Annotated in this window: 21 protein-coding genes and 1 riboswitch; of the genes, 17 read left to right on the forward strand and 4 right to left on the reverse strand. The window is 67.1% G+C overall.

Annotation, left to right across the window (positions count from 1 at the left end):
* The first annotated feature begins 209 nt into the window (after nt 1-209).
* From J2X92_RS28945 to J2X92_RS28970, 6 genes are all read left to right on the forward strand, one after another.
* A complete protein-coding gene (locus tag J2X92_RS28945; protein ID WP_307581235.1) occupies nt 210-782 on the forward strand; it encodes a HutD/Ves family protein in 573 nt (190 codons plus the stop codon).
* Between the two features lie 22 nt (nt 783-804).
* Nucleotides 805-2,031 (forward strand): imidazolonepropionase, encoded by a 1,227-nt coding sequence (hutI, locus tag J2X92_RS28950; protein WP_307581237.1) that lies wholly within the window; start codon nt 805-807, stop codon nt 2,029-2,031.
* Entirely contained in the window at nt 2,028-3,413 is a 1,386-nt protein-coding gene (locus J2X92_RS28955) for a formimidoylglutamate deiminase (RefSeq protein WP_307581239.1), read from the forward strand. Before hutI ends, J2X92_RS28955 begins: the two co-directional genes overlap by 4 nt.
* 3 nt (nt 3,414-3,416) lie before the next feature.
* Nucleotides 3,417-4,232, forward strand: a complete 816-nt coding sequence (hutG, locus tag J2X92_RS28960; RefSeq protein ID WP_307581241.1) for an N-formylglutamate deformylase — start codon at nt 3,417-3,419, stop codon at nt 4,230-4,232.
* A 48-nt stretch (nt 4,233-4,280) separates the two neighbouring features.
* Nucleotides 4,281-5,327 (forward strand): homocysteine S-methyltransferase family protein, encoded by a 1,047-nt coding sequence (locus J2X92_RS28965; RefSeq protein ID WP_307581243.1) that lies wholly within the window; start codon nt 4,281-4,283, stop codon nt 5,325-5,327.
* Between the two features lie 87 nt (nt 5,328-5,414).
* Entirely contained in the window at nt 5,415-6,164 is a 750-nt protein-coding gene (locus J2X92_RS28970) for an SH3 domain-containing protein (RefSeq protein WP_307581244.1), read from the forward strand.
* Here the strand turns inward: J2X92_RS28970 and J2X92_RS28975 are convergent.
* The gene (locus tag J2X92_RS28975) at nt 6,161-7,081 is read right to left on the reverse strand and encodes a LysR family transcriptional regulator (RefSeq protein ID WP_307581246.1); all 921 of its coding nucleotides are present in this window, start codon (nt 7,079-7,081) and stop codon (nt 6,161-6,163) included. The genes J2X92_RS28970 and J2X92_RS28975 overlap by 4 nt on opposite strands.
* A 107-nt stretch (nt 7,082-7,188) precedes the next feature.
* Here J2X92_RS28975 and J2X92_RS28980 point away from each other — a divergent pair, with 107 nt between their 5' ends.
* The 5 genes from J2X92_RS28980 to J2X92_RS29000 all read left to right on the forward strand — a co-directional run bounded on the left by J2X92_RS28980 (nt 7,189) and on the right by J2X92_RS29000 (nt 13,796).
* Nucleotides 7,189-7,644, forward strand: coding sequence for a PACE efflux transporter (locus J2X92_RS28980; RefSeq protein WP_307581248.1), 456 nt, complete (start codon nt 7,189-7,191; stop codon nt 7,642-7,644).
* A gap of 48 nt (nt 7,645-7,692) precedes the next feature.
* A riboswitch (S-adenosyl-L-homocysteine riboswitch) is annotated at nt 7,693-7,796 on the forward strand.
* Nucleotides 7,797-7,824: 28 nt separating this feature from the next.
* Complete coding sequence (metH, locus tag J2X92_RS28985; RefSeq protein WP_307581250.1) at nt 7,825-10,572, forward strand: methionine synthase; 2,748 nt, start codon at nt 7,825-7,827, stop codon at nt 10,570-10,572.
* Between the two features lie 52 nt (nt 10,573-10,624).
* Entirely contained in the window at nt 10,625-12,442 is a 1,818-nt protein-coding gene (locus tag J2X92_RS28990) for an ArnT family glycosyltransferase (RefSeq protein WP_307581251.1), read from the forward strand.
* On the forward strand, nt 12,439-13,416 hold the full coding sequence (locus J2X92_RS28995) for a glycosyltransferase family 2 protein (protein WP_307581253.1): 978 nt from the start codon (nt 12,439-12,441) through the stop codon (nt 13,414-13,416). Before J2X92_RS28990 ends, J2X92_RS28995 begins: the two co-directional genes overlap by 4 nt.
* The gene (locus J2X92_RS29000) at nt 13,413-13,796 is read left to right on the forward strand and encodes a GtrA family protein (RefSeq protein WP_307581255.1); all 384 of its coding nucleotides are present in this window, start codon (nt 13,413-13,415) and stop codon (nt 13,794-13,796) included. Before J2X92_RS28995 ends, J2X92_RS29000 begins: the two co-directional genes overlap by 4 nt.
* A gap of 127 nt (nt 13,797-13,923) precedes the next feature.
* On the opposite strand, the gene J2X92_RS29005 is transcribed toward J2X92_RS29000, so the two are convergent.
* The 3 genes from J2X92_RS29005 to J2X92_RS29015 form a co-directional block, all read right to left on the reverse strand.
* Nucleotides 13,924-15,123 carry an amidohydrolase family protein gene (locus tag J2X92_RS29005; RefSeq protein ID WP_307581257.1) on the reverse strand — a complete coding sequence of 400 codons (1,200 nt, stop codon included), beginning with the start codon at nt 15,121-15,123 and terminating at the stop codon, nt 13,924-13,926.
* Complete coding sequence (locus J2X92_RS29010) at nt 15,078-15,836, reverse strand: TetR family transcriptional regulator (protein ID WP_307581259.1); 759 nt, start codon at nt 15,834-15,836, stop codon at nt 15,078-15,080. Before J2X92_RS29010 ends, J2X92_RS29005 begins: the two co-directional genes overlap by 46 nt.
* Nucleotides 15,837-15,936: 100 nt before the next feature.
* Nucleotides 15,937-16,710, reverse strand: a complete 774-nt coding sequence (locus J2X92_RS29015; protein ID WP_307581261.1) for a ferredoxin--NADP reductase — start codon at nt 16,708-16,710, stop codon at nt 15,937-15,939.
* Nucleotides 16,711-17,035: 325 nt separating this feature from the next.
* On the opposite strand from J2X92_RS29015, the gene J2X92_RS29020 reads away from it, so the two are divergent.
* From J2X92_RS29020 to J2X92_RS29045, 6 genes are all read left to right on the forward strand, one after another.
* Nucleotides 17,036-18,652 carry a 6-hydroxynicotinate reductase gene (locus J2X92_RS29020; protein ID WP_307581263.1) on the forward strand — a complete coding sequence of 539 codons (1,617 nt, stop codon included), beginning with the start codon at nt 17,036-17,038 and terminating at the stop codon, nt 18,650-18,652.
* 170 nt (nt 18,653-18,822) lie between these two features.
* Entirely contained in the window at nt 18,823-19,725 is a 903-nt protein-coding gene (locus tag J2X92_RS29025) for a UPF0280 family protein (protein WP_307581265.1), read from the forward strand.
* A gap of 21 nt (nt 19,726-19,746) precedes the next feature.
* A complete protein-coding gene (locus J2X92_RS29030) occupies nt 19,747-20,388 on the forward strand; it encodes an amino acid synthesis family protein (RefSeq protein WP_307581267.1) in 642 nt (213 codons plus the stop codon).
* A gap of 34 nt (nt 20,389-20,422) precedes the next feature.
* Nucleotides 20,423-21,007 carry an amino acid synthesis family protein gene (locus J2X92_RS29035; RefSeq protein WP_307581269.1) on the forward strand — a complete coding sequence of 195 codons (585 nt, stop codon included), beginning with the start codon at nt 20,423-20,425 and terminating at the stop codon, nt 21,005-21,007.
* A 77-nt stretch (nt 21,008-21,084) separates the two neighbouring features.
* A complete protein-coding gene (locus J2X92_RS29040; protein ID WP_055806840.1) occupies nt 21,085-22,290 on the forward strand; it encodes an ABC transporter substrate-binding protein in 1,206 nt (401 codons plus the stop codon).
* 30 nt (nt 22,291-22,320) lie between these two features.
* Nucleotides 22,321-24,246, forward strand: coding sequence for an ABC transporter permease (locus J2X92_RS29045; RefSeq protein ID WP_307581272.1), 1,926 nt, complete (start codon nt 22,321-22,323; stop codon nt 24,244-24,246).
* The last annotated feature ends 135 nt before the right edge of the window (nt 24,247-24,381 follow it).

Here is a 24,381-nt window from a genome sequence, read left to right on the forward strand (position 1 = left end):
GGCGTTTGACTTGGTGCCTTGGGGGGGTTTTTCTTTTTTTCGTTTCCTCCCACCATTTTGGGGGGGGGGGGGGGGGGGGGCCCCCCCCCCGGGGGGGGGGGGGGGGGGGGGGGCCCCCCCACGACGGCCTTTACCCTCGCGCAGCGCTCATTGGGCGCTGCCCCCATCCCAGCCTTCCCCCAGAGGGGGAAGGAGCAAGAGAACCCGTCATGAAGAACGTGCGGCGTTTCTCGCGCGTCTCCCTGCCGGCCACGCCCTGGAAGAACGGCGGCGGTACCACGCAAGAGATCGCCAGCTGGCCCCCAGGCGCCGGGCTCGACGGCTTCGGCTGGCGCGCAAGCATCGCGACCATTGCGGCGTCAGGGCCGTTCTCGGTATTCGCGGGCGTCGACCGCAGCATCATGCTGCTGGCAGGCGACGGCGTGCGGCTGTTCACGCATGACGGGCGCGTGGAGCACCGGCTCGACGTGCCCCATCGGCCCTTCGCATTCAGCGGCGACGACGCGATCGATTGCACGCTGCTGGGCGGTGCGTCGAACGATTTCAATGTGATGACGCGACACGGCCACTGGCGCGCCGACGTGCAGGTGCTGGACCACGCATCGGCGATAGAGAGCGCACCGCATGGCGTGCTGCTCGCCCTGCGCGGCGCATGGCGCTTGAATGACCAGGCATGTGCCGAAGGCGAGGGGCTGCACTGGGCCGATGCGGCCCAGGCCTGGCGCGCACTTCCGGAGAGCGAAGACGCGCGACTGGTGGCGGTTCGCATCGTGTCGGCGTAACCTGCGAAAAAGAAAGAGGACGATGAAACCCGCCCACGAATATCCATCGGCAGACGGGCTCTGGACCGGTCTGCGGCTTGCAACCGACGCGGGCATCGAAGCCGCCATCGCGGTGACGGACGGCATGATCCGCTGGGTCGGCGCCCGCGATGTGCTGCCCGCCGAGTTTGCCTCCCTCGCGCCGCACGACGGCGGCGGCGCACTCGTCACGCCGGGCCTGGTCGATTGCCACACGCACCTGGTCTACGGCGGCCAGCGCGCCAACGAGTTCGCGATGCGGCTTGCCGGCGCCACCTATGAAGAAGTGGCAAAGGCCGGCGGCGGCATCGTCTCGTCGGTGCGCGCCACGCGCGAAGCCGACGAAGACACGCTCTTCAGAGAAGCCGCGCCGCGGCTCGAGCAGCTGCTGGCCGATGGCGTGTGCGCCATCGAGATCAAGTCGGGCTACGGCCTGTCGCTGGAACACGAGCGCAAGCAGCTGCGCGTGGCGCGCCGCCTCGGCGAAACCTACGGCGTCACTGTGCGCACCACTTTCCTCGGCGCGCATGCGCTGCCGCCCGAATACGCGGGCCGCAGCGCCGACTACATCGACCTCGTCTGCGATCAGATGCTACCCGCGCTCGCGGCCGAAAGGCTGGTCGATGCGGTGGACGTGTTCTGCGAACGCATCGCCTTTTCGCTCGAGGAAACCGAGCAGGTCTTCAAGGCCGCGAAGGCGTTGGGCCTGCCGGTCAAGCTGCATGCGGAGCAGCTCTCCGACATGGGCGGCGCCGCGCTGGCCGCGCGCTACGGCGCGCTCTCGTGCGACCACATCGAGCACCTGTCGGCCGAAGGCATCGAGGCCATGCGCCAGTCGGGCACCGTGGCCGTGCTACTGCCGGGCGCCTACTACACGCTGCGCGACACGCACCTGCCGCCCATCGAGGCGCTGCGCGCTGCCGGCGTGCCGATGGCCGTGTCGACCGACCACAACCCCGGCACTTCGCCTGCACTGAGCCTGCTGTTGATGATGAACATGGCATGCACGCTGTTCCGCCTCACCGTGCCCGAGGCGCTGGCCGGCGTCACGGTGCATGCGGCGCGCGCGCTGGGCTTGTCCTCCACGCACGGCGTGATCGCTGAAGGCATGCCCGCCAACTTCGTGTTGTGGAACGTGCGCGAAGCCGCCGAGCTTGCCTATTGGTTCGGCCAGCGTCCGGTGCGCTGCGTGGTGCGCCAGGGCCGCATCGCCGTGGGAGCCGCGGCATGACGCGCACGCTGTTCGCAACCGATGCATTGCTGCCCGGCGGATGGGCGAAGAACGTCCTGCTGTCGTGGAACGATGCCGGCCAGCTCACGCAGGTGCAGTCCTCCGCGCAGCCTGTCGCCGGCGCACAGGTGGCGAACGGCCCCGTGATCCCCGGCATGCCCAACCTGCATTCGCACGCCTTCCAGCGCGCCTTTGCAGGCCTCACCGAGCACCGCGCCGAGCAGCAGGACAGCTTCTGGAGCTGGCGCACGCTGATGTACCGCTTTGCCGCGCGCCTGGGCCCGCAGCACATGGAGGCCATTGCCACCTGGCTCTATGCCGAGATGCTCGAGGCGGGCTACACCAGCGTGTGCGAGTTCCAGTACGTGCACCACGACGCCGACGGCCGGCCCTATGCGGACGATGCGACGCTCAGCCTCGCACTGCTGCGCGCCGCGCAAAAGGTGGGCATCGGCTTCACGCTGCTGCCCGTGCTCTACCAGACCAGCGGCTTCGGCGGCCAACCGCCCAACGAAGGGCAGCGCCGTTTCATCCGCTCGACCGATTCGATGCTGCGCCTGCTCGATACGCTCAAGCCCGCGTGCGATGCAGCGGGCGCGCGACTCGGGCTCGCGCCGCACTCGCTGCGCGCCGTGCCGCCGGATGCACTTCGCGAGGCCATTGCGGGACTGGAAGCCCTCGATCGCAGCGCGCCCATTCACATCCATATTGCCGAGCAGACCAAGGAAGTCGACGACTGCGTCGCCTGGAGCGGCCAGCGTCCGGTGGCCTGGCTGCTCGACCACGCGCCGGTCGATGCGCGCTGGTGCCTGGTGCATGCCACGCACATGGACGCGGCCGAATACGCGCGCGGCGCAAAGAGCGGCGCGGTGGCCGGCCTGTGCCCGACCACCGAAGCGAATCTTGGCGACGGCATCTTCGATTTCCCGGCATGGCGCCACCATGGCGGCGCCTGGGGCGTGGGGTCCGACAGCCATGCCACGGTCAACGCGGCAGAAGAGTTGCTGATGCTCGAATACAGCCAGCGCCTAGGCAAACGGCAGCGCAATGTCGGCGCCAGCGCGGCGCAGCCGCACGTGGCCACCGCGCTCACGCTCGAAGCGGTGCGCGGCGGCGCGCAGGCATCGGGCCGGGCCATCGGCGGCCTGGCCGCGGGGCAGCAGGCCGACTTCGTCGTGCTCGATGCCGCGCAGCTTGCGCTGCAGGGCCTCGCCGCGCCCGACATGCTGTCGTCGCACGTCTTCGCCAGCCATCGCACGTCGGCCATCGATGCGGTCTGGGTGTCGGGCCGGCCGCGCGTCGTGGCGGGCCGCCATGCATTGCACCAAGAGGCCGCCGCCGCATTCGTCGCGGCGCGCAGCCAGCTTCTTCTGGAAAATTGAACCATGAGTTTCACCGCCACCGAACCCCCGTTTCGCTTTCGCCAGGGCACGCGTCCCTTGCTGATCTCGATGCCGCATGTCGGCACCCACGTGCCACCCGCGCTCGCCGCCCGCTTCACGGAAGAGGCGCGCCACGTGCCCGATACCGACTGGCACCTCGAGCGGCTCTACGACTTCGCCGACGAACTCGGCGCCTCGGTGCTCGTCGCCACCCATTCGCGCTACGTGATCGACCTGAACCGTCCGCCGGACGGCGCGAGCCTCTACCCGGGCCAGAGCGTCACCGGCCTGTGCCCGGTCGACACCTTCGACGACACGCCCGTCTACGCATCCAGCGACGACCTGCCGAACGACGAAGAAGTCGCCGCGCGCCGGGACGCGATCTGGCGGCCCTATCACCAGCAGCTGCAGGCCGAGCTCGACCGCCTGAAGGCCGCGCACGGCACCATCGCACTGTGGGACGCGCACTCGATCCGCTCCGTGCTGCCGCGCTTCTTCGAGGGCAAGCTGCCCGACCTGAACCTGGGTACCGGCAATGGCGCGAGTTGCGATCCGGCGCTGGCTGCCACGCTGCTAACCATTGCCGAATCGGCCGCCGGCTACACCGGCGTGCTCAACGGCCGCTTCAAGGGCGGCCACATCACGCGCCAATACGGCAACCCCGCCGCCGGGGTGCATGCGGTGCAGCTGGAGATGACGCAGTCGAGCTACATGCAGGAGACGCTGCCCTTCGACTACTTGCCTGATGTGGCGGCCGGCGTGCAGCCGCACGTGCGGCGCATGATCGAAGCGGTGCTGGCCTTCGTCGAAAGCCGCTAAAGCACCGACGGCGACCAAGGACAGCCCCGCTTCCTACAATCAGGGGCTATGAAGCCCGTCATCTACACCCGCGGCCAGGCACTCGCCGGCATCCTCGAAAAGCGCATCGCCATCCTCGACGGCGCGATGGGCACGATGATCCAGCGCTTCAAGCTGACCGAAGAGCAGTACCGCGGCGAGCGCTTCAAGGACTTCGAGCGCGACGTGAAGGGCAACAACGAGCTGCTGTCGCTCACGCGGCCCGACGTGATCCGCGACATCCACGAGGGCTACCTGGCGGCCGGCGCAGACCTCATCGAGACCAACACCTTCGGCGCGACCACCATTGCGCAGGAGGACTACAAGATGGCGCATCTCGCGCGCGAGATGAACCTCGAATCGGCCAAGCTCGCACGCGCCGCCTGCGACAAGTTCAGCACGCCGGACAAGCCGCGCTTCGTGGCCGGCGCCCTGGGCCCGACGCCCAAGACCGCGAGCATCAGCCCCGACGTGAACGACCCGGGCGCGCGCAACGTCGACTTCGAGCAGCTGCGCGCGGCCTACTACGAGCAGACCGAGGCGCTGGTCGAAGGCGGCGCCGACGTGATCCTCGTCGAGACGATCTTCGACACGCTCAACGCCAAGGCCGCGCTGTTCGCCGTGGACGAGTATTTCGACAACAGCGGCCAGCGCCTGCCGCTGATCATCAGCGGTACCGTGACCGACGCGTCCGGCCGCATCCTGAGCGGCCAGACCGTGACCGCGTTCTGGCACAGCGTGCGCCATGCGCAGCCGCTGGCCGTGGGGCTCAACTGCGCACTGGGCGCGGCGCTGATGCGCCCCTACATCCAGGAACTGGCGAAGGTGGCAGGCGACACCTTCATCAGCTGCTACCCGAACGCGGGCCTGCCCAATCCGATGAGCGAAACCGGCTTCGACGAGACGCCCGACGTCACCTCGCGGCTGCTGCACGAGTTCGCTGCCGAAGGGCTGGTGAACATCGTGGGTGGCTGCTGCGGCACCACGCCGGACCACATCGCGGCCATCGGCAAGGCCGTGGCGCCGATTGCAGGCCGCATGCTGAACAACAACGGCTTCTACCGCGAAGCTGCCTGACCAAGCCCAGCGCCGCCGCTTCGCGCTCCCGGCTGATTGACGGCACCTGTGCCGCCGCCTAGGCTGGCGGCGCAAGGAAGCCTATTCATGAACTACACATTTCCCATGCGCTGGATCGGCGTTGGCGCGCTTGCCGTGGCGCTGCCCCTCGTGGCGGCGGCGCAGCAGGCCTTCACGCGCGGCACTGTCAACATGCGGGCCGGGCCGTCGGGCGACTACCCGCTGGTGGCGCGCCTCGGGCCAGGCCAGCCGCTCGACGTGATCGGCTGTACCGGCGGCTACAGCTGGTGCGACGTGGTGCTGCCCGACGACGGACGCGGCTGGGTCTGGGCGAGGAGCCTGGACTACGCCTACCAGGAGCGGCGCGTACCGCTGGCGACCTATGGGGCGGTGATCGGCGTGCCGATCGTGACCTTCGTCATCGGCAGCTACTGGGCCGACTATTACCGCGACCGGCCCTGGTATGGCGAACGGCGCTGGTGGGGCGGCCGGCCGCCGCCTCCACCGATGCCCGGTTGGAGACCGCCGCCGCCGGTGCGTCCCGCCTGGCAACCCAAGCCGTGGCCTGGCCCCGGTTTCAAACCCGCGCCGGGCCCCGGCTTCCGGCCGCAACCCGGGCCCGGCTACCGCGCGCCACATCCGGGTCCTGGCTACCGCGCGCCGGCCGACCCAGGCTTCAAGCCGCCCCGGCCCCAGCCGGCAATCCGGCCTGGACCGCCTCCCGGCCAACCGCAAATGCATCAACGCGGCGGTGAAGGCGGCGGCAAGGGTGGTGGCCATGGGGGAGGCCACGGTGGCGGCGGAGGCAAGGGCGGCGGCCACGGCCATCGCGACTAGCTAACCGGAGTCGCAAGGCCCGCCGCGGCCTGACGGTCGCGCGCAATCAGCGCCACGAAGCGCTGCGCCCCCAGACCCAAGGGCCGCTCGCGCGACCACACCACGTCGACCCACAGGTCCAGCCCGTTGCTGAGGTTCTCGAACGGAATCTCGACCAGCGCGCCCGCGGCCACGTGGGGCTTGGCAAAGTTGCGCGGCAGCCAGCCCCAGCCGAGCCCGGCGGTGATCAGGCTCAGCGCGGCCAGCGCGTTGTCGGTGCGCCAGACATGGCGCGCGAACACGAAGCGCGGGTCGCTTGTGGCCAAGTCGCGACCCGCCACCACGATCTGGCGGGTGTTCGTGAGGTGTTCCTCGCGCAGGCGCTCGCCGGCCGCCGCCAGCAGCACGGGGTGACGAGGCGCCATCACGGCCACCATGGTGTCGCTGCCCACTTCCTGGAAACCTTCGCGCCCGTCGAGGCTCGGGCGCTCGAACACTAGTGCCAGTTGCGCGCGGCCGCTGTGCAGCAGCTCCAGTGCGTCGGCCTGGGGCGCGGCCAGCACCTCGACCTGCAGCAGCGGATATTCCTCGGCCAACGCGGCCAGCGGTCCGCTCCAGGGCGCAGCCAGAAGCTCGGGCGCAATCGCCAGCGTGAGGCGGTTTTCCAGCCCTTGCGTGAGCGCCAGCGCCTGCACCTGCAACTGCTTCAACTGGGCCGCCAGGAGCCGCGCCTGCGGCTCCAGCGAACGGGCGGCGGCGGTCGGCTGCGGCTCGCGGCCGCTGCGGTCGAACAGGGGCAGGGCCAGCTCGGCCTCGAGGTTGGCAATGGCCATGCTCACGGCCGACGGCACCCTGTGCAGCGCACGCGCTGCGGCCGAAAAGGAGCCGTGGTCGATCACAGCCAGGAAGACTTCGACGTTGTCGCTCGAGAAGGCCACGGCCGCACCTCATCTATCAATAAAACTGAAATAACTTAACTTTTTATATCAGCCAACGGCAAATAGAGTCCATCCATTGCTTTTTTGAACCGCCGGAGAACAAAGCCATGCAAGGGTTTCAGCGTCGCGTCGTCTACATCACCCTTTACGAAGGGATCGCCATCGTGGCCGCCAGTGCCGGCTTGGCGCTGATGACGGACGCGGGGCTCGGTCATTCGGGCGTATTGGCGGTGGCCGCCTCGGTGATCGCGGTGATCTGGAACCTGGTTTTCAACGCTCTGTTCGAGCGCTGGGAGTCGCGCCAGGCGGTGCGCGGGCGCAGCGTGCGCCGTCGCATTGCCCATGCCATCGGCTTCGAGGGCGGGCTGATCGCCTTCCTGGTGCCGCTCTTTGCCTGGGGCTTGGGCGTGTCGCTTTGGCAGGCACTGGTGATGGACCTGGGGCTGGTGGTGTTCTTCCTGGTCTACACCTTCGTCTTCAACTGGGCCTTCGACCGGGTGTTCGGGCTGCCGGCTTCGGCCGCGCCTCGGGGGCCAGCATCCGTGGCCGGACAGGGGGCCTGAACGCCCCTGGCGGCCGCGGCCCTTGCCGCAGCCGGTAAAATTGCGCTCCCTTCCAAGGAGCGTTGCAGCGGCGGCCCACATCAAGTGCCCCCGTCAGGCTTGGAAGGCGCCCTGTTAGCCGGGGCGCAAGCCGCAAACGACGCTCACCTGACGTTTTTTCCTGCACAGGTGAGCCCCCCAATGAGCGATGTTCCCACGCCCTCCGTTCCCGCGATGAAGCTGTCCGGCCTCGAGCCGGTGGCCATCGATGCCGGATCGCTGTTCGTCAACATCGGCGAACGCACCAACGTCACCGGCTCCAAGGCCTTCGCGCGGATGATCCTGAACGGCCAGTTCGAAGAGGCCCTGGCCGTGGCGCGCCAGCAGGTCGAGAACGGCGCGCAGGTGATCGACATCAACATGGACGAGGCCATGCTCGACAGCAAGGCCGCGATGGTCCGCTTCCTGAACCTGATTGCCAGCGAGCCCGACATCGCGCGCGTGCCGGTGATGGTCGACAGCTCCAAGTGGGAGGTCATCGAGGCGGGCCTGCGCTGCATCCAGGGCAAGGGCATCGTCAACTCCATCTCCATGAAGGAGGGGGTCGACAAGTTCAAGCACGAGGCCAAGCTCGTGAGGCGCTATGGCGCCGCCGCGGTGGTCATGGCCTTCGACGAGAAGGGCCAGGCCGACACCTACGAGCGCAAGATCGAGATCTGCGAGCGGGCCTACCGCATCCTGGTGGACGAGGTGCACTTTCCGCCCGAGGACATCATCTTCGACCCCAATATCTTCGCGATTGCCACCGGCATCGAGGAGCACGACAACTACGCGGTCGACTTCATCAACGCGGTGCGCTGGATCAAGGAGAACCTGCCGGGCGCCAAGGTGTCGGGCGGTGTGAGCAACGTGAGCTTCAGCTTCCGCGGCAACGACCCGGTGCGCGAAGCCATCCACACCGTGTTCCTGTACCACGCCATCAAGGCGGGCATGGACATGGGCATCGTCAACGCCGGCATGGTCGGCGTGTACGACGACCTCGAGCCCACCCTGCGCGAGCGCGTGGAAGACGTGGTGCTCAACCGCCGCCCCGACGCGGGCGAGCGCCTCGTCGAAGTGGCCGAAACCGCCAAGAGCGGCGCCAAGGACGACAGCAAGAAGCTCGAATGGCGCGGCACGCCGGAGCACCCGGTGCACGTCAACCAGCGCCTGTCGCACGCCATGGTCCACGGCATCACCGACTTCATCGTCGAAGACACCGAAGAGGCCTACCAGCAGATCCTTGCCAAGGGCGGCCGTCCGCTGCACGTGATCGAAGGGCCGCTGATGGACGGCATGAACATCGTGGGCGACCTGTTCGGCCAGGGCAAGATGTTCCTGCCGCAGGTGGTGAAGTCGGCGCGCGTGATGAAGTCGGCCGTGGCCCACCTCATTCCCTACATCGAGGAAGAAAAGCGCCAGGACGAGGCCGCGGGCCGCGACGTGCGCACCAAGGGCAAGATCATCATCGCCACCGTGAAGGGCGACGTGCACGACATCGGCAAGAACATCGTCACCGTGGTGCTCCAGTGCAATAACTTCGAAGTGGTGAACATGGGCGTGATGGTCCCCTGCCACGAGATCCTCGCCCGGGCCAAGGTGGAGGGCGCGGACATCGTGGGCCTCTCGGGCCTCATCACGCCGAGCCTGGAAGAAATGCAGTACGTGGCCGGCGAGATGCAGAAGGACGACCACTTCCGCATCAAGAAGATCCCGCTCCTGATCGGCGGCGCCACCACCAGCCGCGTGCACACCGCCGTCAAGATTGCGCCGCACTACGAAGGCCCGGTGGTCTACGTGCCCGATGCGTCCCGCAGCGTGAGCGTCGCGCAGTCGCTGCTGTCGGAGCAGGCCACCGCGTACATCGACGAGATCAACGCCGACTACGAGAAGGTGCGCACGCAGCACGCCAACAAGAAGCAGGTGCCGATGTGGCCGCTGGCCAAGGCGCGCGCCAACAAGACGCCGATCGACTGGTCCGGCTATACGCCGCCGGTGCCCAAGTTCATCGGCCGCCGCGTGTTCAAGAATTTCGACTTGACCGAGCTCGCCAAGTACATCGACTGGGGCCCGTTCTTTCAGACCTGGGACCTGGCGGGGCCGTTCCCGGCCATCCTGAAGGACGAGGTCGTCGGCACCGAAGCCGTGCGCGTGTACGCCGATGGTCAGCGCATGCTCAAGCGCCTGATCGAAGGCCGCTGGCTCAGCGCCAGCGGCATCGTCGGCTTCTGGCCCGCCAACACGGTGAACGACGACGACATCGAGCTCTACACCGACGAGACGCGCAGCGAGGTCGCCATGACCTGGTATGGCATGCGCCAGCAGACCGAAAAGCAGGTGATCGACGGTGTGATGCGGCCCAGCCGCTGCCTCGCCGACTTCGTCGCGCCGAAGGACAGCGGGCTGAAAGACTACGTGGGGGTGTTCGCGGTCACGGCGGGCCTGGGGGTCGAGAAGAAGGAGAAGTACTTCATCGACGACCTGGACGACTACTCCGCCATCATGCTCAAGGCCCTGGCCGATCGGCTGGCCGAGGCCTTTGCGGAGTCGCTGCACCACCGCGCGCGTACCGACCTCTGGGGCTATGCGCCCGACGAAGGCTTGAGCAACGAAGACATGATCGCGGAGAAATACCGCGGCATCCGCCCCGCGCCCGGCTACCCGGCCTGCCCGGATCACAGCGTGAAGCGCCCGATGTTCGACCTTCTGAACTGCGCGGACATTGGCATGACCCTGACGGAAAGCCTCGCTATGATGCCCGCCGCCAGCGTCAGCGGTTTCTACCTGAGCCACCCCGAGTCGACGTACTTCAATGTCGGCAGGATCGGACACGACCAGTTGCAGGACCAGGCGGCGCGGCGCAAGGAGAGCGAATCCGATCTCGAGCGCCTGCTGGCGCCGAACCTTTGAACCTGCCGGCCGGCATGGCCGACCGGCGCCGGGAGTTGTTATTCAGAAGTTGATGTTTGCCGCCGCGCACTACGCGGCATTGGCTGTCTTTGTCCTTGCCTGCTGGGGTTTCGGGCGCGCGCTGCTGGCGCGCCTTTCGCCGCCGCCACGGCGTGACGCCTGGCTCGAAGCGGCGATGGCCGCGACCCTGGGCGTCGGTCTCTTCATCTGCGCGTTCCAGGTGTTGGCGATCTTCGGCGCGTTCAAGGTTGGCGCGACGGTGGCGCTGATCGTTGCCGGCGTCGTGGTCGCCGCGCTGCAGCTGCGGCCCTGGTGGCGCGCTGTTCGCGCTTCAGCGGTGCCCGCCGCGCCGTGGACCCGTGTCGACAAGATCGCCGCCATTGCCCTGGCGCTGGTGGCGCTGCCCGCGCTGGTCGCGCCGCTCGCGCCGCCGGCCGCCTTCGATGAGCTGATGTACCACCTGCCCTATGCGCGCCAGGTAGCGCAGCAGGGCTCGCTTGGCATCCACGAGTGGCTGCGCTACCCCTGGTTTCCGTACAACTACAACCTGCTCTATGCCGCCGCGCTGCAGGTGGGCGACGACGTGCTGCCGCACTTTCTCAATGCGCTGGCGGGCCTGCTTTCGGCTGTCATGGTCTTGCGCCTCGGCATGCAGCACACCAACCGGCTCACGGCCTTGATCGGCACGGCCATCTGGATCGGCATCGGCGACTATTCGAATGCACTGATCGACATGGGCGTGGCACTTTTCGTGCTTGGCGCCTGCGTGGCGCTGTGGTGGTGGCGCGAATCGCAGCCGGTGCAGGCGGGCATGCGCTGGTTGGGTCTCGCGGCGTTCTGCCTTGGCGTGGCCGCGGGTTCGAAGTACCAGGCGCTCACCTTTCTGCCGCTGGTGGCGCTGTTCGTCGTCTGGCACGAGCGCCGGCCCAAGGCGTGGGCGCTGGCGCTGCTTTGCTTTCTGATTCCGTGCGTGTACTGGTATGCGCGCAACGCCATCATGACCGGTGATCCGTTCAACCCCATTGGTGCGCGCGTGTTCGGTTTCACGGAGTGGATTCCGGCCGATTACGTGCAGCAGGTGGCCGACGTGCGCGACCATGCGGCGCGACCCAATGCGCTGATCTGGGCGGTGTTCTTGGCGCCATTCAGCGTGTTGTGGAAGCGCTCGGCCGCCGTGCGCGCAGCGGGCTGGTTCTGCTTCTATTCGGTGGCCGTGTGGCTCGTGACCTCGCGCTATCCGCGCTATCTCACTGCGTCGTTTCCCCTGCTCGCGCTGATGGCGGCCATCGGGTGGCAGGTGCTGTTCGGCTGGATCGCCACGGGCGTGCGCCGCGCGTTCGGTGGCAAGGGTTCAGCGGCGGCCGCCGCCGATGCAGGCGCTGAAGCACCTGCCGCCGCAGCACCCGCCGGGCGCCTCGGCCTTGCCGGCGACTGGATCGTCGTGCTGCTGGTGGCCGCGCTCGCTGCGGTGTCGCTGAAGCAGACCGCCGTCAAGGTGGCCATGATCTCGCCCACGTCCGAAACGCGCGAAGCCTTTCTGCGCCAGCACGTGCCGGGCTATGCCGCCATGGACTATCTGCGCCAGCATGCCAACGGGCGCGTCTACCAGATTGCGCTGAACGAGGCGATCTATTACGGCCCCAATCCGATCTGGGGCGATACGCTCGGCCCGTGGCGCTATCGCGACTTCCTGCTGCTGCCTCCGGGCGACATGGCGGTCAAGCTCGCAGGGCTGGGTTTCACGGCCATCGTCATGCCCACTTCGATGGTGCCCACGCTCGCCACACGGCCTGGCTTCGACCAGCATTTCGCCCTGCTGTACGAAAAAGACGGCGGCCGGGCCTATCGCATTCTTTCGACCGCACCATGACCGACGATCACAACCACTTCGCCGCAGCCCGTGCACCCCTGCGTATTGCAGCGGTGATCCCCTGCTACAACGAGGCGCTGTCGATCGCGCAGGTGGTCGCGCAATTCCGCGCGGCGCTGCCAGAGGCCGAGATCCACGTCTTCGACAACAACTCGAGCGACGACACCGCCGCCATCGCGCGCGAGAGCGGCGCCTTCGTGACGCACGTGGCGGCGGCCGGCAAGGGCAACGTCGTGCGGCGCATGTTCGCCGACGTCGAGGCCGACGTGTACGTCACGGTCGACGGCGACGCCACCTACGACGTGGCCAGCGCCCCACGCCTGGTGGACCTGCTGGTCGAGCGCAACCTCGACATGGTGGTGGGCTGCCGCGTCGACGATGGGCAGAACGCGCTCACCTACCGCGCCGGCCACCGCTTCGGCAACCGCATGCTCACCGGCGCCGTGGCGCAGCTGTTTGGCGGCGGCCTGACCGACATGCTCTCGGGCTACCGCGTGTTCTCGCGCCGCTATGCCAAGTCGTTCCCGGCACTCTCGCACGGCTTCGAGATCGAGACCGAGCTCACGGTGCACGCGCTGGAGTTGCGCATGCCTTATGCGGAGGTCGACACCACCTACAGCACGCGGCCCGAGGGTTCGCACAGCAAGCTCTCGACCTACCGCGACGGATGGCGCATCCTGCGGACCATCTGCAAGCTGTTCATCAGCGAACGGCCGCTGCAGTTCTTCACGATCCTGGCGGCCGTGCTCGCGGTGGGGGCCATCGCGCTGGTCATTCCGCTGCTCGTCACCTACCTGCACACCGGCCTGGTGCCCCGGCTCCCCACGGCGGTGCTGGCGACCGGTGCCATGCTGGCCGCGATGCTGTCGATGGTCTGCGGTGTCGTGATGCACGCCATCCGGCTCGGCCGCCGCGAGGCCAAGCGGCTGCGCTACCTGGCGACGCCCGGCGTGCGCCATTTCGCCGGCAAATGAAGCTTGGCCGGCAGTTCCTGTCGTTCGCGGTGGTGGGCGCGATCGGCTTCGTGGTCGACGTGGCCGTGCTGTACCTCGTGGCGCCGCTGCTGGGTTGGTACGGAGCGCGGGTGCTGTCGTTTCTTGCGGCAGCCACGGCCACGTGGGCGCTGAACCGGCGCTATACCTTCCGGCGTTCCGAAGCTTCGGTGCTGCGCGAGTACCTCGGCTACCTCGTGACCATGCTGGGCGGGGCGGTCGTCAACTACGGCGCCTATGTGCTCGTGCTGCACTGGGCCGCGGGCCCCTGGGCGCCCGCGGCCGGCGTGGCCCTGGGCAGCTGCGCGGGGCTTGTCGTGAACTTCCTGTCGGCGCGGTACCTGGTGTTTCGGGCGCGGTAGCAGTGTTGCTCCCTCCCCCTCTGGGGGAGGGCTGGGGTGGGGGCACGCGGCGCATCCATCGGGCGCTCTGCCTGCCCCCATCCCGACCTTCCCCCAGAGGGGGAAGGAGAAAGAGAAGCGCCGGCGCTCAGTGCGCGCCCGACACCACCACCGGAATTTCGGTCGCTGGCGGCGTATTGCGGCTGCGGCCGCAGCGCACGATGCCGTCGATCATCACCATGCCCACGCCCGGAATGTCGCCCAGCTGCACGCTCTCCAGCAAGCCCGGGGCGGGCGAATGCTGCGCGCGGTCCATGAAGACGAAGTCGGCATCGCGGCCCACCTCGATCAGCCCGCAGTTCAGCTTGCGGATGCGTGCCGTGTTGCCAGTGGCAAAGCAGAACACCAGCTCGGCCGGAATGTTCGCGATGGAAGACAGCATGGCCACCATGCGCAGGATGCCCAGCGGCTGCACGCCCGAACCGGCCGGGCCGTCGGTGCCGAGGATCACGCGGTGCGGGCACTTGAGTTCGAGCGCGGCCTTGGCTGCGGCAATGGCGACCTTCTCGTTGCCGTTGTGCACGATCTCGATCGCGCGCGAGCTCTTCTCGCACAGTTCGCACACATGCGCCTCGGGCAGCGAGGTGTGGCCGCCGTTGATGTGGCCGATGATGTCGGCGTCGGCCTCCAGCACCACGTCCTTGTCGATCAGGCCGGAGCCCGGGATCGAAGGCCCACCGGTGTGGATGGTGCTCTGGATGCCGTACTTGCGCGCCCAGGCAACCATTTCCTTGGCCTCGTAGCCGGCCTTCACCGAGCCCAGGCCCACTTCGCCGAGCAGGCCCACGCCGGCTTCGGCAAGTTCCTTGAAGTCGCTCTCGACCATGCCCTTTTCGATGACTGGCGCGCCCGCCAGCACCTTCACGCCGCTGGGGCGAAAGTTGTCGAACGCGCGCTGCGCGGTAATGGCCAACGCCTTCAGGCCCACGATGTCCTTGGGTCGGCCCGGCAGGTGCACTTCGCCGGCCGAGATCATGGTCGTCACCCCGCCGTGCATGGTGGAGTCGATCCAGCCGATCTGCCCCTGGCGCGGCGTCCAGTCGCCGAACACCGGGTGCACGTGGCTGTCGATAAGGCCCGGTGCCACGCAGGTCTTCTTCGCGTCGATGACGGTCTTCGCGCCTTCGAGGTCGCAGTCTTTTTCCTTGCCCACCGCGACGATCAGGCCGTCGTTCACCACGATGGTGTCGGCATCCAGGATGGGCTTGTCGATGTCGCCCGAGAGCAAGAGCCCGATGTTCTTTATGACGACTTTGCCCGACTTGCCGCCGGCTGCGATTTCTGCCATTTCGTGTGGTCCTGGTCGTGGGGTGGGGTGCTGTCTTGTTCTTGGATGTCGTCTGCGCGTACGGTGCGCAGCACGGTCTCGATCACGAAGTCTTCCCAGTGCGTGATCGCCTCGGGCGACTCCAGCGGCTCGCCCAGAAATGCAGTGAGCGTGTGCCGGTTCGAGGTGTAGAAGTAGCCGGTGGACGCAATCAGCAGGTAAATGTCACGCGCGCTCAGGTCCGTGCGGAACAGGCCCTGCGACGCGCCGCTCGCCAAGATCTCGGCAATGATCGCCACCGCCCGCGACGAGTATTCGCGCGCCCGCAGCGACTTGGAGATGTGGCGCCCCTTGTGCAGGTTCTCGGTGTTCAGGAGCGTGACGAATTCGGGATTCTTGCGGTAGTAGCCCAGCACGAAGCGGATGACTTCAGTGAGCGCCTCGACGGGCCGCGAGGCATCGAGCGCAATCGCGGCTTCGGCATCGTCCATGCGCTGGTAGATGCCTTCGAGCACCGCAATGAAGAGGCCTTCCTTGCTGCCGAAGTAGTAGTAGATCATCCGGTCGTACGACTTGGCAGCCTTGGAGATTTTCTCCACGCTGCCGCCGTCGTAGCCGTACTTGGCGAACACCTTGGTCGCCGACTTCAGGATGCTGTCGCGCGTGGCCTGCGCCGCGGCTTCGCGCACGCCGGTGCGGCGCTGGGGCTTGGTTGCAGCAGGCTTGCGTTCCATTACCGGCGGTCGCCGCCGGGCCGCCCCAAGGCGGACCGCGCCTCCCCCTCGGGGGGTGAAGTTACACGAGCGAAGCGAGTGAAAAGCCGGGGGGCGAACATTACTTTTCCGCGAAGGCGCGTTCGACCACGAAATCGCCGGGCGTCGAGGTGTTGCCTTCCTTGAAGCCACGCGCCTCGAGGATGTGCTTCAGGTCCACCAAGAGGCCGGGGCTGCCGCACAGCATCACGCGGTCTTCCACCGGGTTGAGCGGGGGCAGGTCGAGGTCGTCGGTGAGCTTGTTGGTCGAGATCAGGTCGGTGATGCGGCCCTGGTTGCGGAACTCCTCGCGCGTGACCGTCGGGTAGTAGAGCAGCTGCTTCTCGACCATCTCGCCCAGGAACTCGTGCTTGGGCAGGTGGTCGGTCACGAGGTCGTGATAGGCCAGCTCGTCGACCTGACGCACGCCGTGCACCAGGATGACCTGCTCGAACTTCTCGTAGGTGTCCGGGTCGCGAATGATGCTCATGAACGGTGCGAGGCCGGTGCCCGTGCCGAACAGGTACAGGCGCTTGCCCGGCAGCGTGTAGTCGATCAGCAGCGTGCCGGTGGGCTTGCGGCCTACGATGATGGTGTCGCCCACCTGGATGTGCTGCAGCTTCGAGGTCAGCGGGCCTTCTTCCACCTTGATGCTCAGGAACTCGAGATGCTCCTCGTAGTTCGGGCTCACGATGCTGTAGGCGCGCAGCAGCGGCTTGTTGTTGATCTTCAGGCCGATCATCGTGAAATGACCGTTCGAGAAGCGCAGCGCCGGGTCGCGCGTGGTGGTGAAGGTGAACAGGCGGTCGGTCCAGTGGTGGACGCTCAGGACGCGTTCTTCGCTGAATGCACTCATACGGAACTCAAGAGTTGGTTGAACAGTGGAAAGTGGCTGGGCCGGAATGCACACCGCGGGGCGGCAGCCTTCGGCCGGCTGCGAACCCTCCATTGTCGTTGGTCGGAAAAACCCCCGATGGACATCCGCGAGAAAACACCATTGCAAGCATCGGGCCTGTTTGCTACATTGACCGCGAATGTAGTGAACGCAACATGAAAGTGTAGGGAATGCTACACAAATGAAAGGCGGCGCACAAGCGGGCAGACGGCACGTTTGTTGCAACCCTTTGCAGACCGAGATTCCCGATGCCGACCCGCCACCACACGCCCACGAGACCGCCCCGATGACAGAACACACCAAGACAGACGGACTGCCCGGCATGGACATGCCGGTGGCCTTTGACGCCGGCGGCGGCGCCTTCGGCAAGGCGCCACCGCGCAACGAGCGCATGAGCACCGCCAAGGTCGAGTGCAACGCCTGCCCGGTGCTGTGCCAGATCTCCGACGGCCGCACCGGCGCCTGCGATCGCTATGCCAACCGGGAGGGCGTGCTGGTGCGCGTCGACCCCGTGGTCCTGCTGCGCCGCGAGATCGCGAGCGAGGCCCCCGTGCTGGTGCCCTTCGACCGGCCCGCCGCTGAGAAGGCCGAAGCCGGCGCGCCCGACTGGAGCGGCGACCTGCTGCACGCCGACGAAGTCTTCGTGACCGGCGTGGGCTCGTCCACCACCTATCCCGACTACAAGCCGGCCCCATTCATCGTGGCTTCGAAAGCCCAGGGCGTCGACATGGTCACCGTCGTTACCGAAGGCATCTTCAGCTACTGCAGCTTCAAGGTGAAGATCGACACGGACCGCTTCCTCGGCTCCGAGCAGGCCAACGTGCGCTACCGCGGCGAAGTGGTCGGCCACGTCACCACGGCCGAATACGGCTCGCAGATGCTTTCGCTCGGCGGCGTGCACCACCTCACCGGCGGCAGCAAGAAGGAAGGCCGCATGACGGCCGAGCTGATGCAGCTGCTGGGCAACAAGAAGGCGGTGGAGTGCACCATCGACGGCGGCTCCACCCTCGTCATCCAGGCCGGCAAGGCGCCCATCGTCAACGGCGTGGAAGAGCAGCGCATGCGCGTGGGCTGCGGCTCGGCGGCCGTCGGCATCTTTGCGCGCCAGTTCGCGGGCGTGGCCGACGAGGTGGTGGTGGTCGACGACCACATCACCGGCGTGCTCACCGAGCACCAGGCCGGGCGCTGCCTCGACATGGCGCCTTCGGGCATCCAGATGCTGGGGCGCAAGTCGACCCCGGGGCGCTACTTCCAGGTCGCGAATCCGGGCAACGGCTGGGGCGGCACCGACATCGCCGATCCGCTCTCGATCATCGAGGGCTGGGAAGAAGGCGTGGCACGCCCGGGCCTGCGCCTCTTGATGACATCGACCACCGGCGAGCATGCGCAGTGGTACGTGCTCGACGAGGCGCTGAAGCCGGTCGAACAGCAGATGCCCGCCGAAGTGCGCCGCATCGTCGAGCGCATCGGCGAGAACTGCGAGCCATCGCTGTGCACCGTGCTGTTCCTCGGCGGTGCGGGTGGGTCCTTGCGCGCCGGCGTCACCGAAAACCCCGTGCTGCTGACGCGCGCCATCAAGCGCGCGCTCGTCAATGTGACCTGCGGCGGCGCGCCGGCCTATGTGTGGCCCGGCGGCGGCATCACCGTGATGGTCGACGTCATGCGCATGCCCGACAACAGCTTTGGCACCGTGCCCACGCCGGCCATCGTGGCGCCCATCGAGTTCAGCATGCGGCGCGAGGACTACGCGGCGCTCGGCGGCCATATGGAACACATCTTCTCGCTCGAGCAGGCGCTTGCGCGCGGCGCGTGGCAGGAAGACGGCGCGCCCTTGTCACGCCAGTGGGTCGTCATGGACGACGCGAATCCGTGGCCGCTCGGGCATACGCCCATGCTGGGTTGAGCGATGGACGTCGTCCTGTCATTCGCCGCGGCGCTTGCTCCTTCCCCCTGTGGGGGAAGGCTGGGATGGGGGCGGGCAGAGCGCCCGATGGAAGCGCCGCGTGCCCCCACCCCAGCCCTTCCCCGGAAGGGGAGGGGGAAACACCGCGCCGTCCCAGCGCTCTTGCTGCCATGACCGCCCAACGCGCCGCGCTCGACGCGAACCGCTGGCACTTCAACCACGGCCCGATCGACATCGTGGCCGAGGCGCATGGCGACCCGTACGCCGTCGCCGCCGCGCACGACGCGGCATGGGCGCGCTTCGGCCATGTGCTGCACGAACTGGTGCGAGAGCTCCCGCTGCTGCGCCTGCCCGCCAGCGACAACATGCGCCCGCGCGGCGTGGTCGGCCGACGCATGTGGGACGCGTGCGCCGCGTTTTCGCCGATGTTCATCACACCCATGGCGGCCGTGGCCGGCTCGGTGGCGCAGGAGCTGATCGCGTTCTACGACCGCCCCGGCATCGAGCGCGCCTGGATCAACAACGGCGGCGACATTGCGCTGCACCTCGCGCCCGGGCAGTCGGCGCGCGTGGGCGTTTATGCCGACCTTGCGCGCTTCGACTGGCGGGACACCAGCATCCTCACCACGGACGGCCAGTTTGAAATCCGGGCCGAGCAGCCGGTGCGCGGCGTCGCCACCAGTGGCTGGCGCGGCCGCAGTTTCTCGCTGGGCATTGCCGACAGCGTGACCGTTCTGGCCGCCACCGCGGCAGAGGCCGACGCCGCCGCCACGGTGATTGCCAATGCCGTCGACGTGGACGATGCGGCCATCCAGCGGCGCCCCGCCAACGAGTGCAAGGATGACACCGACCTCGGCGATCTTCCGGTCACGGTCGACGTTCCGCCGCTGGTGCCCGCGCAGGTGAAAAGTGCGCTCGACACCGGTGCCGTTTGCGCCAAGGTGCTGCAAAAAGGCGGGCTCGTCTGGGCGGCTTTGCTCGTTTGCCAGGGGCAGTGGCGACTTATCGAACCCTTATGCTCGAAGTCGCTGCCACAATCGCCATCCGGTGCAGTTGGTTCAGTATTTGCTTAACGAAAAGCAAGGTTCTTTTTCATGATCGATATACGCCGCGTCTTCACCCATGTCGAGCACATTCACCACGAGTTCGGGCCGCGCGCCAAGACTCCGCTGGTGCGCGGTGCCATTGGCGCGGTGCTGACCAATCCGTTCGCGGGCCGCTACGAACCCGACATCCTGCCGATGATGGCGCTACTCGACCCCGTGGGCGTCGACATGGCGCACAGGCTGCACGCCGCCATGGACGTGCCGCTCGAGCAGATCGCCACCTACGGCAAGGGCGCCATCGTGGGCGCCGCCGGCGAGCTCGAGCACGGCGCGCTCTGGCATGTGCCCGGCGGTTACGCCATGCGCGAACTGCTCGGCTGGAAGGGCGACCGCGCGGCCTACACCGCCGGCAAGGCCGAGGAAAAAACCGGCCAGCCCGGCAATGCGCTGTCCATCGTGCCCTCGACCAAGAAGGTCGGCCCGCCCGGCGCCGCGCTCGACGTGCCGCTCACCAACATCAACGCCAGCTACGTGCGCGGCCAGTTCGACGCCATCGAAGTGCGGGTGCCCGGCGCACCAGCGGCCGACGAGATCGTCTTCATCCTGGCCATGAGCGCCGGCTACCGCATCCATGACCGTGTCGGCGGTCTTCGCGCCGAAAACATCAGCAAGTGGGACGGCCTGCGCTGAGCTGCCCGCACCGAGACAAGAAGGAACACAAGACATGACCGCCAACATTCGCAAGCTCGTCATCCAGGTCGACGAGACCCGCAAGGAAATGGGCCAGACGATCGATCCGCCCACGCGCCGTGCCGTCGCCATCGCGGTGATCGAGAACCCCTATGCGGGCCGCTTCAGCGAGAACCTCGACGAGTTGATCGCCATTGGCGAAGAGCTTGGCGCGCTCCTGGGCCAGAAAGCCGTGAAGGCGCTGGGCATCGAACCCGGACAGGCGCAGAGCTATGGCAAGGCCGCCATCGTCGGCGAGAGCGGCGAGCTCGAGCACGCGGCCGCCATCCTGCACCCCAAGCTCGGCGCGCCGCTGCGCGTGGCGGTAGAAAAGGGCGCGGCGCTCGTGCCCTCGGCCAAGAAGCGCGGCACGCTCGGCACGGCCATCGACGTGCCGCTCGGCCATAAGGATGCGGCCTTCGTGCGCAGCCACTTCGACGCCGTCGAGGCGCGCGTGTCCGACGCGCCGCGCGCCAACGAGATCGTGGTGGCGGTTGCCGTCACCGACAGCGGCCGTCCGCTGCCCCGCATCGGCGGGCTGCAGGCGAGAGAAATCAAGGGCGAAGACGGGCTGCGTTGAATCCGTCCATCACCGTCCACGCGCCTTCGCATTCACATCGTTTCTTCTTTCCTCTTTCGATCCCAAGGAGCTTCCTCATGAACCCATTGCGTCACGTCTTCAGCGCCGCGGCCATTGCCACACTGGCCACGGCCCTCGTTCCTGCCCATGCCCAGGGCGTGATCAAGATCGGCGAGGTCAACAGCTACAAGGCCCAGCCCGCCTTCCTCGAGCCCTACAAGAAAGGCATGGAGCTGGCCGTGGAAGAGATCAACGCCAAGGGCGGCGTCAACGGCCGCAAGGTCGAGCTCATCACGCGCGACGACAACGCGAACCCCGGTGACGCCGTGCGCGTGGCCGAAGAACTGGTGGCGCGCGAGAAGATCGACGTGCTCACCGGCACCTTCCTGTCGAACACCGGCCTGGCCGTGGCCGACTTCGCCAAGCAGAAGAAGATTTTCTTCCTGGCCGGCGAACCGCTGACCGACAAGATGACCTGGCAGGGCGGCAACGAATACACCTTCCGCCTGCGCCCCGGCACCTATATGCAGGCCGCGATGCTGGTGCCCGAAGCGGCCAAGCTCAAGAAGAAGCGCTGGGCCATCGTGTACCCCAACTACGAATACGGCCAGTCGGCCGTGGCCGCATTCAAGACGCTCCTGAAGGCCGCGCAGCCCGATGTCGAATTCGTCGCCGAACAAGCACCGCCACTCGGCAAGGTCGATGCGGGTGCCGTGGTGCAGGCGCTGGCCGACGCCAAGCCCGACGCGATCTTTAACGTGCTGTTCGGCGCCGACCTTTCCAAGTTCGTGCGCGAGGGCAACACCCGCGGTCTCTTCAAGGACCGCACGGTGGTGAGCGTGCTCACCGGCGAGCCCGAGTACCTCGACCCGCTGAAGGACGAAACGCCCAACGGCTGGATCGTGACCGGCTATCCCTGGTACGGCATCCAGACGCCCGAGCACAAGGCCTTCTTCCTTGCGTACCACGGCAAGTACAAGGACTACCCGCGCCTGGGCTCGGTGGTTGGCTACACCATGATCAAGTCGGTGGCGGCCGGCATCGAAAAAGCCAAGAGCACCGAGACGCCCAAGCTCATTGCCGCCTTCAAGGGCCTGCAGGTTGACTCGCCCTTCGGCAAGATCAGCTATCGCGCCGAAGACCACCAGTCGACCATGGGCGCCTTCGTCGGCAAGACGAAGAACGACAACGGCAAGGGCGTGATGGTCGACTACACGTACTTCGACGGTGCCAAGTTCCAGCCGAGCGCGGCCGACGTGAAGAAGTCTCGCGCCGCGGACTGATCTTTTTTTCTCCTCGGAACGCTTGCACCCATGAGCCTCTCGTCCCTGCTGCTTCAGTTCCTGACCGGGCTGTCGTCTGCTTCGTCGCTGTTCCTCGTGGGAGCCGGCCTTTCGTTGATCTTCGGCGTCACGCGCATCGTCAACTTTGCGCATGGCTCCTTCTTCATGGTGGGCATCTACCTTGCCTACACGCTGGTCGACAAACTCGGCACGCTCGGCTTCTGGCCGGCCGTGCTGATTGCCGCACTCGCGGTGGGCGTGATCGGCGCGCTGATCGAAATGGTGCTGCTGCGCCGCATCTACAAGTCGCCCGAGCTGTTCCAGCTGCTGGCGACTTTTGCACTGGTGCTCGTCATCAAGGACGCAGTGCTTTATTTCTGGGGTCCCGACGAACTGCTCGGCCCGCGCGCACCGGGCCTGTCGGGCTCGGTCGACATCCTGGGCCGTCAGTTTCCGACCTACGACCTGTTCCTGATCGTCGTCGGACCGGTGGTGCTCGGCCTCATGTGGCTGCTGCTCACGCGCACCCGCTGGGGCACGCTGGTGCGCGCCGCCACGCAAGACCGCGAGATGGTCAGCGCGCTGGGCGTGAACCAGGCCTGGCTTTTCACCGCGGTGTTCGCACTCGGCGCCACGCTCGCGGCACTCGGCGGTGCGCTGCAGCTGCCGCGCGAGCCGGCCACGCTGGCCATGGACCTCAACACCATCGGCGCGGCCTTCGTGGTGGTGGTGGTGGGCGGCATGGGTTCGATTCCCGGCGCTTATGTGGCGGCGCTGCTGCTCTCTGAAATCAAGGCGGTGTGCATCTGGCTCGGCGTGGTCGAGATCTTCGGCTACAGCGTGTCGTTCTCCAAGCTCACGCTGGTGGTCGACTTCATCGTGATGGCCATCGTGCTGGTGTGGCGCCCATGGGGCCTTCTGGGCCGACCGCAGGCGCCGAGCCGCTACGTGGGCATGCAGGAAGAGCCGCTGCGGCGCGCAAGCAAGGGCTATTTGTGGCTCGTCGCCGCGCTCGGCGTGCTGCTCATGGCCATGCCGCTGCTCACGGCCGATTCGCCCTACACCACGGTGCTGATGATCGACCTGCTGATTGCGGCGCTCTTTGCGGCCAGCCTGCACTTCATCATGGGCCCGGCCGGCATGCATTCGTTCGGCCATGCGGCCTACTTCGGGTTGGGTGCCTATGGCGCCGCTCTGCTGGTACGCGCAAGCGGCATGCCGATGGAGCTCGCGCTCGTCGTCGCGCCGTTGGTGGCCGCCATCGGCGCATTCGTCTACGGCTGGTTCGCGGTGCGGCTTTCGGGCGTGTACCTTGCGATGCTCACGCTGGCCTTTGCGCAGATCACCTGGGCCGTGGTGTATCAGTGGGATTCGTTCACCGGCGGCAGCAACGGGCTCACCGGCGTGTGGCCTTCGGAGTGGCTGTCGGACAAGCGAACCTACTACTGGCTCACGCTGGTGCTGGTGGCGGCCGGCATCTTGATGCTGCGTCGCGTGCTGTTTTCGCCATTCGGCTATGCGCTGCGCGCGGGGCGCGATTCGGTGCTGCGGGCGGATGCGATCGGGATCGACGTCAAGCGTATGCAGTGGACCGCTTTTGTCATCGCTGGTGCTGCTGCGGGGCTTGCCGGCTCGCTCTATGCTTTTTCGAAGGGGAGTATTTCGCCTGAGAGCCTGAGTGTCGACAAGTCGGTGGACGGATTGGTGATGGTGCTGCTTGGCGGTATTCAGACGTTGGCGGGGCCGGTGGTGGGGGCTGTCACTTTCAGCTGGCTGCACGATACCGTGGCGCGCAATACGGATTACTGGCGGGCTACGTTGGGGGCGATCATCTTGTTGTTGGTGTTGCTGTTTCCACAGGGGATTGCTGGGTTTGCTAAGCAGTTGAGTGAACGCTTGTTGCGGGGGCGTCGGCGTTCGGAGGTGGATGTTGCTTTGAAGGAGAAGCGGACTTGAGGCGCGGTCGTCTTTCGTCGTGCAGGGGCTTACTTCTTTACCGAGGCCGGGATATCCGCCCGGCGGCGGACTTACTTTCTTTTGCTTCGCCAAAAGAAAGTAAGCAAAGAAAAGGCGACCCTACTGTCTGCGTCC

The sequence above is a fragment of the Variovorax paradoxus genome, from assembly GCF_030811855.1.
In the GTDB taxonomy this organism is placed as follows: Bacteria; Pseudomonadota; Gammaproteobacteria; order Burkholderiales; family Burkholderiaceae_C; genus Variovorax; species Variovorax paradoxus_L.

Bases quoted from the DNA above. Each gene is read 5' to 3' on its own strand.
- J2X92_RS28945 (WP_307581235.1), top strand. From the start codon at position 210: ATGAAGAACGTGCGGCGTTTCTCGCGCGTCTCCCTGCCGGCCACGCCC.
- hutI (WP_307581237.1), top strand. From the start codon at position 805: ATGAAACCCGCCCACGAATATCCATCGGCAGACGGGCTCTGGACCGGT.
- J2X92_RS28955 (WP_307581239.1), top strand. From the start codon at position 2,028: ATGACGCGCACGCTGTTCGCAACCGATGCATTGCTGCCCGGCGGATGG.
- hutG (WP_307581241.1), top strand. From the start codon at position 3,417: ATGAGTTTCACCGCCACCGAACCCCCGTTTCGCTTTCGCCAGGGCACG.
- J2X92_RS28965 (WP_307581243.1), top strand. From the start codon at position 4,281: ATGAAGCCCGTCATCTACACCCGCGGCCAGGCACTCGCCGGCATCCTC.
- J2X92_RS28970 (WP_307581244.1), top strand. From the start codon at position 5,415: ATGAACTACACATTTCCCATGCGCTGGATCGGCGTTGGCGCGCTTGCC.
- J2X92_RS28980 (WP_307581248.1), top strand. From the start codon at position 7,189: ATGCAAGGGTTTCAGCGTCGCGTCGTCTACATCACCCTTTACGAAGGG.
- metH (WP_307581250.1), top strand. From the start codon at position 7,825: ATGAGCGATGTTCCCACGCCCTCCGTTCCCGCGATGAAGCTGTCCGGC.
- J2X92_RS28990 (WP_307581251.1), top strand. From the start codon at position 10,625: ATGTTTGCCGCCGCGCACTACGCGGCATTGGCTGTCTTTGTCCTTGCC.
- J2X92_RS28995 (WP_307581253.1), top strand. From the start codon at position 12,439: ATGACCGACGATCACAACCACTTCGCCGCAGCCCGTGCACCCCTGCGT.
- J2X92_RS29000 (WP_307581255.1), top strand. From the start codon at position 13,413: ATGAAGCTTGGCCGGCAGTTCCTGTCGTTCGCGGTGGTGGGCGCGATC.
- J2X92_RS29005 (WP_307581257.1), bottom strand. From the start codon at position 15,123: ATGGCAGAAATCGCAGCCGGCGGCAAGTCGGGCAAAGTCGTCATAAAG.
- J2X92_RS29010 (WP_307581259.1), bottom strand. From the start codon at position 15,836: ATGGAACGCAAGCCTGCTGCAACCAAGCCCCAGCGCCGCACCGGCGTG.
- J2X92_RS29015 (WP_307581261.1), bottom strand. From the start codon at position 16,710: ATGAGTGCATTCAGCGAAGAACGCGTCCTGAGCGTCCACCACTGGACC.
- J2X92_RS29020 (WP_307581263.1), top strand. From the start codon at position 17,036: ATGACAGAACACACCAAGACAGACGGACTGCCCGGCATGGACATGCCG.
- J2X92_RS29025 (WP_307581265.1), top strand. From the start codon at position 18,823: ATGACCGCCCAACGCGCCGCGCTCGACGCGAACCGCTGGCACTTCAAC.
- J2X92_RS29030 (WP_307581267.1), top strand. From the start codon at position 19,747: ATGATCGATATACGCCGCGTCTTCACCCATGTCGAGCACATTCACCAC.
- J2X92_RS29035 (WP_307581269.1), top strand. From the start codon at position 20,423: ATGACCGCCAACATTCGCAAGCTCGTCATCCAGGTCGACGAGACCCGC.
- J2X92_RS29040 (WP_055806840.1), top strand. From the start codon at position 21,085: ATGAACCCATTGCGTCACGTCTTCAGCGCCGCGGCCATTGCCACACTG.
- J2X92_RS29045 (WP_307581272.1), top strand. From the start codon at position 22,321: ATGAGCCTCTCGTCCCTGCTGCTTCAGTTCCTGACCGGGCTGTCGTCT.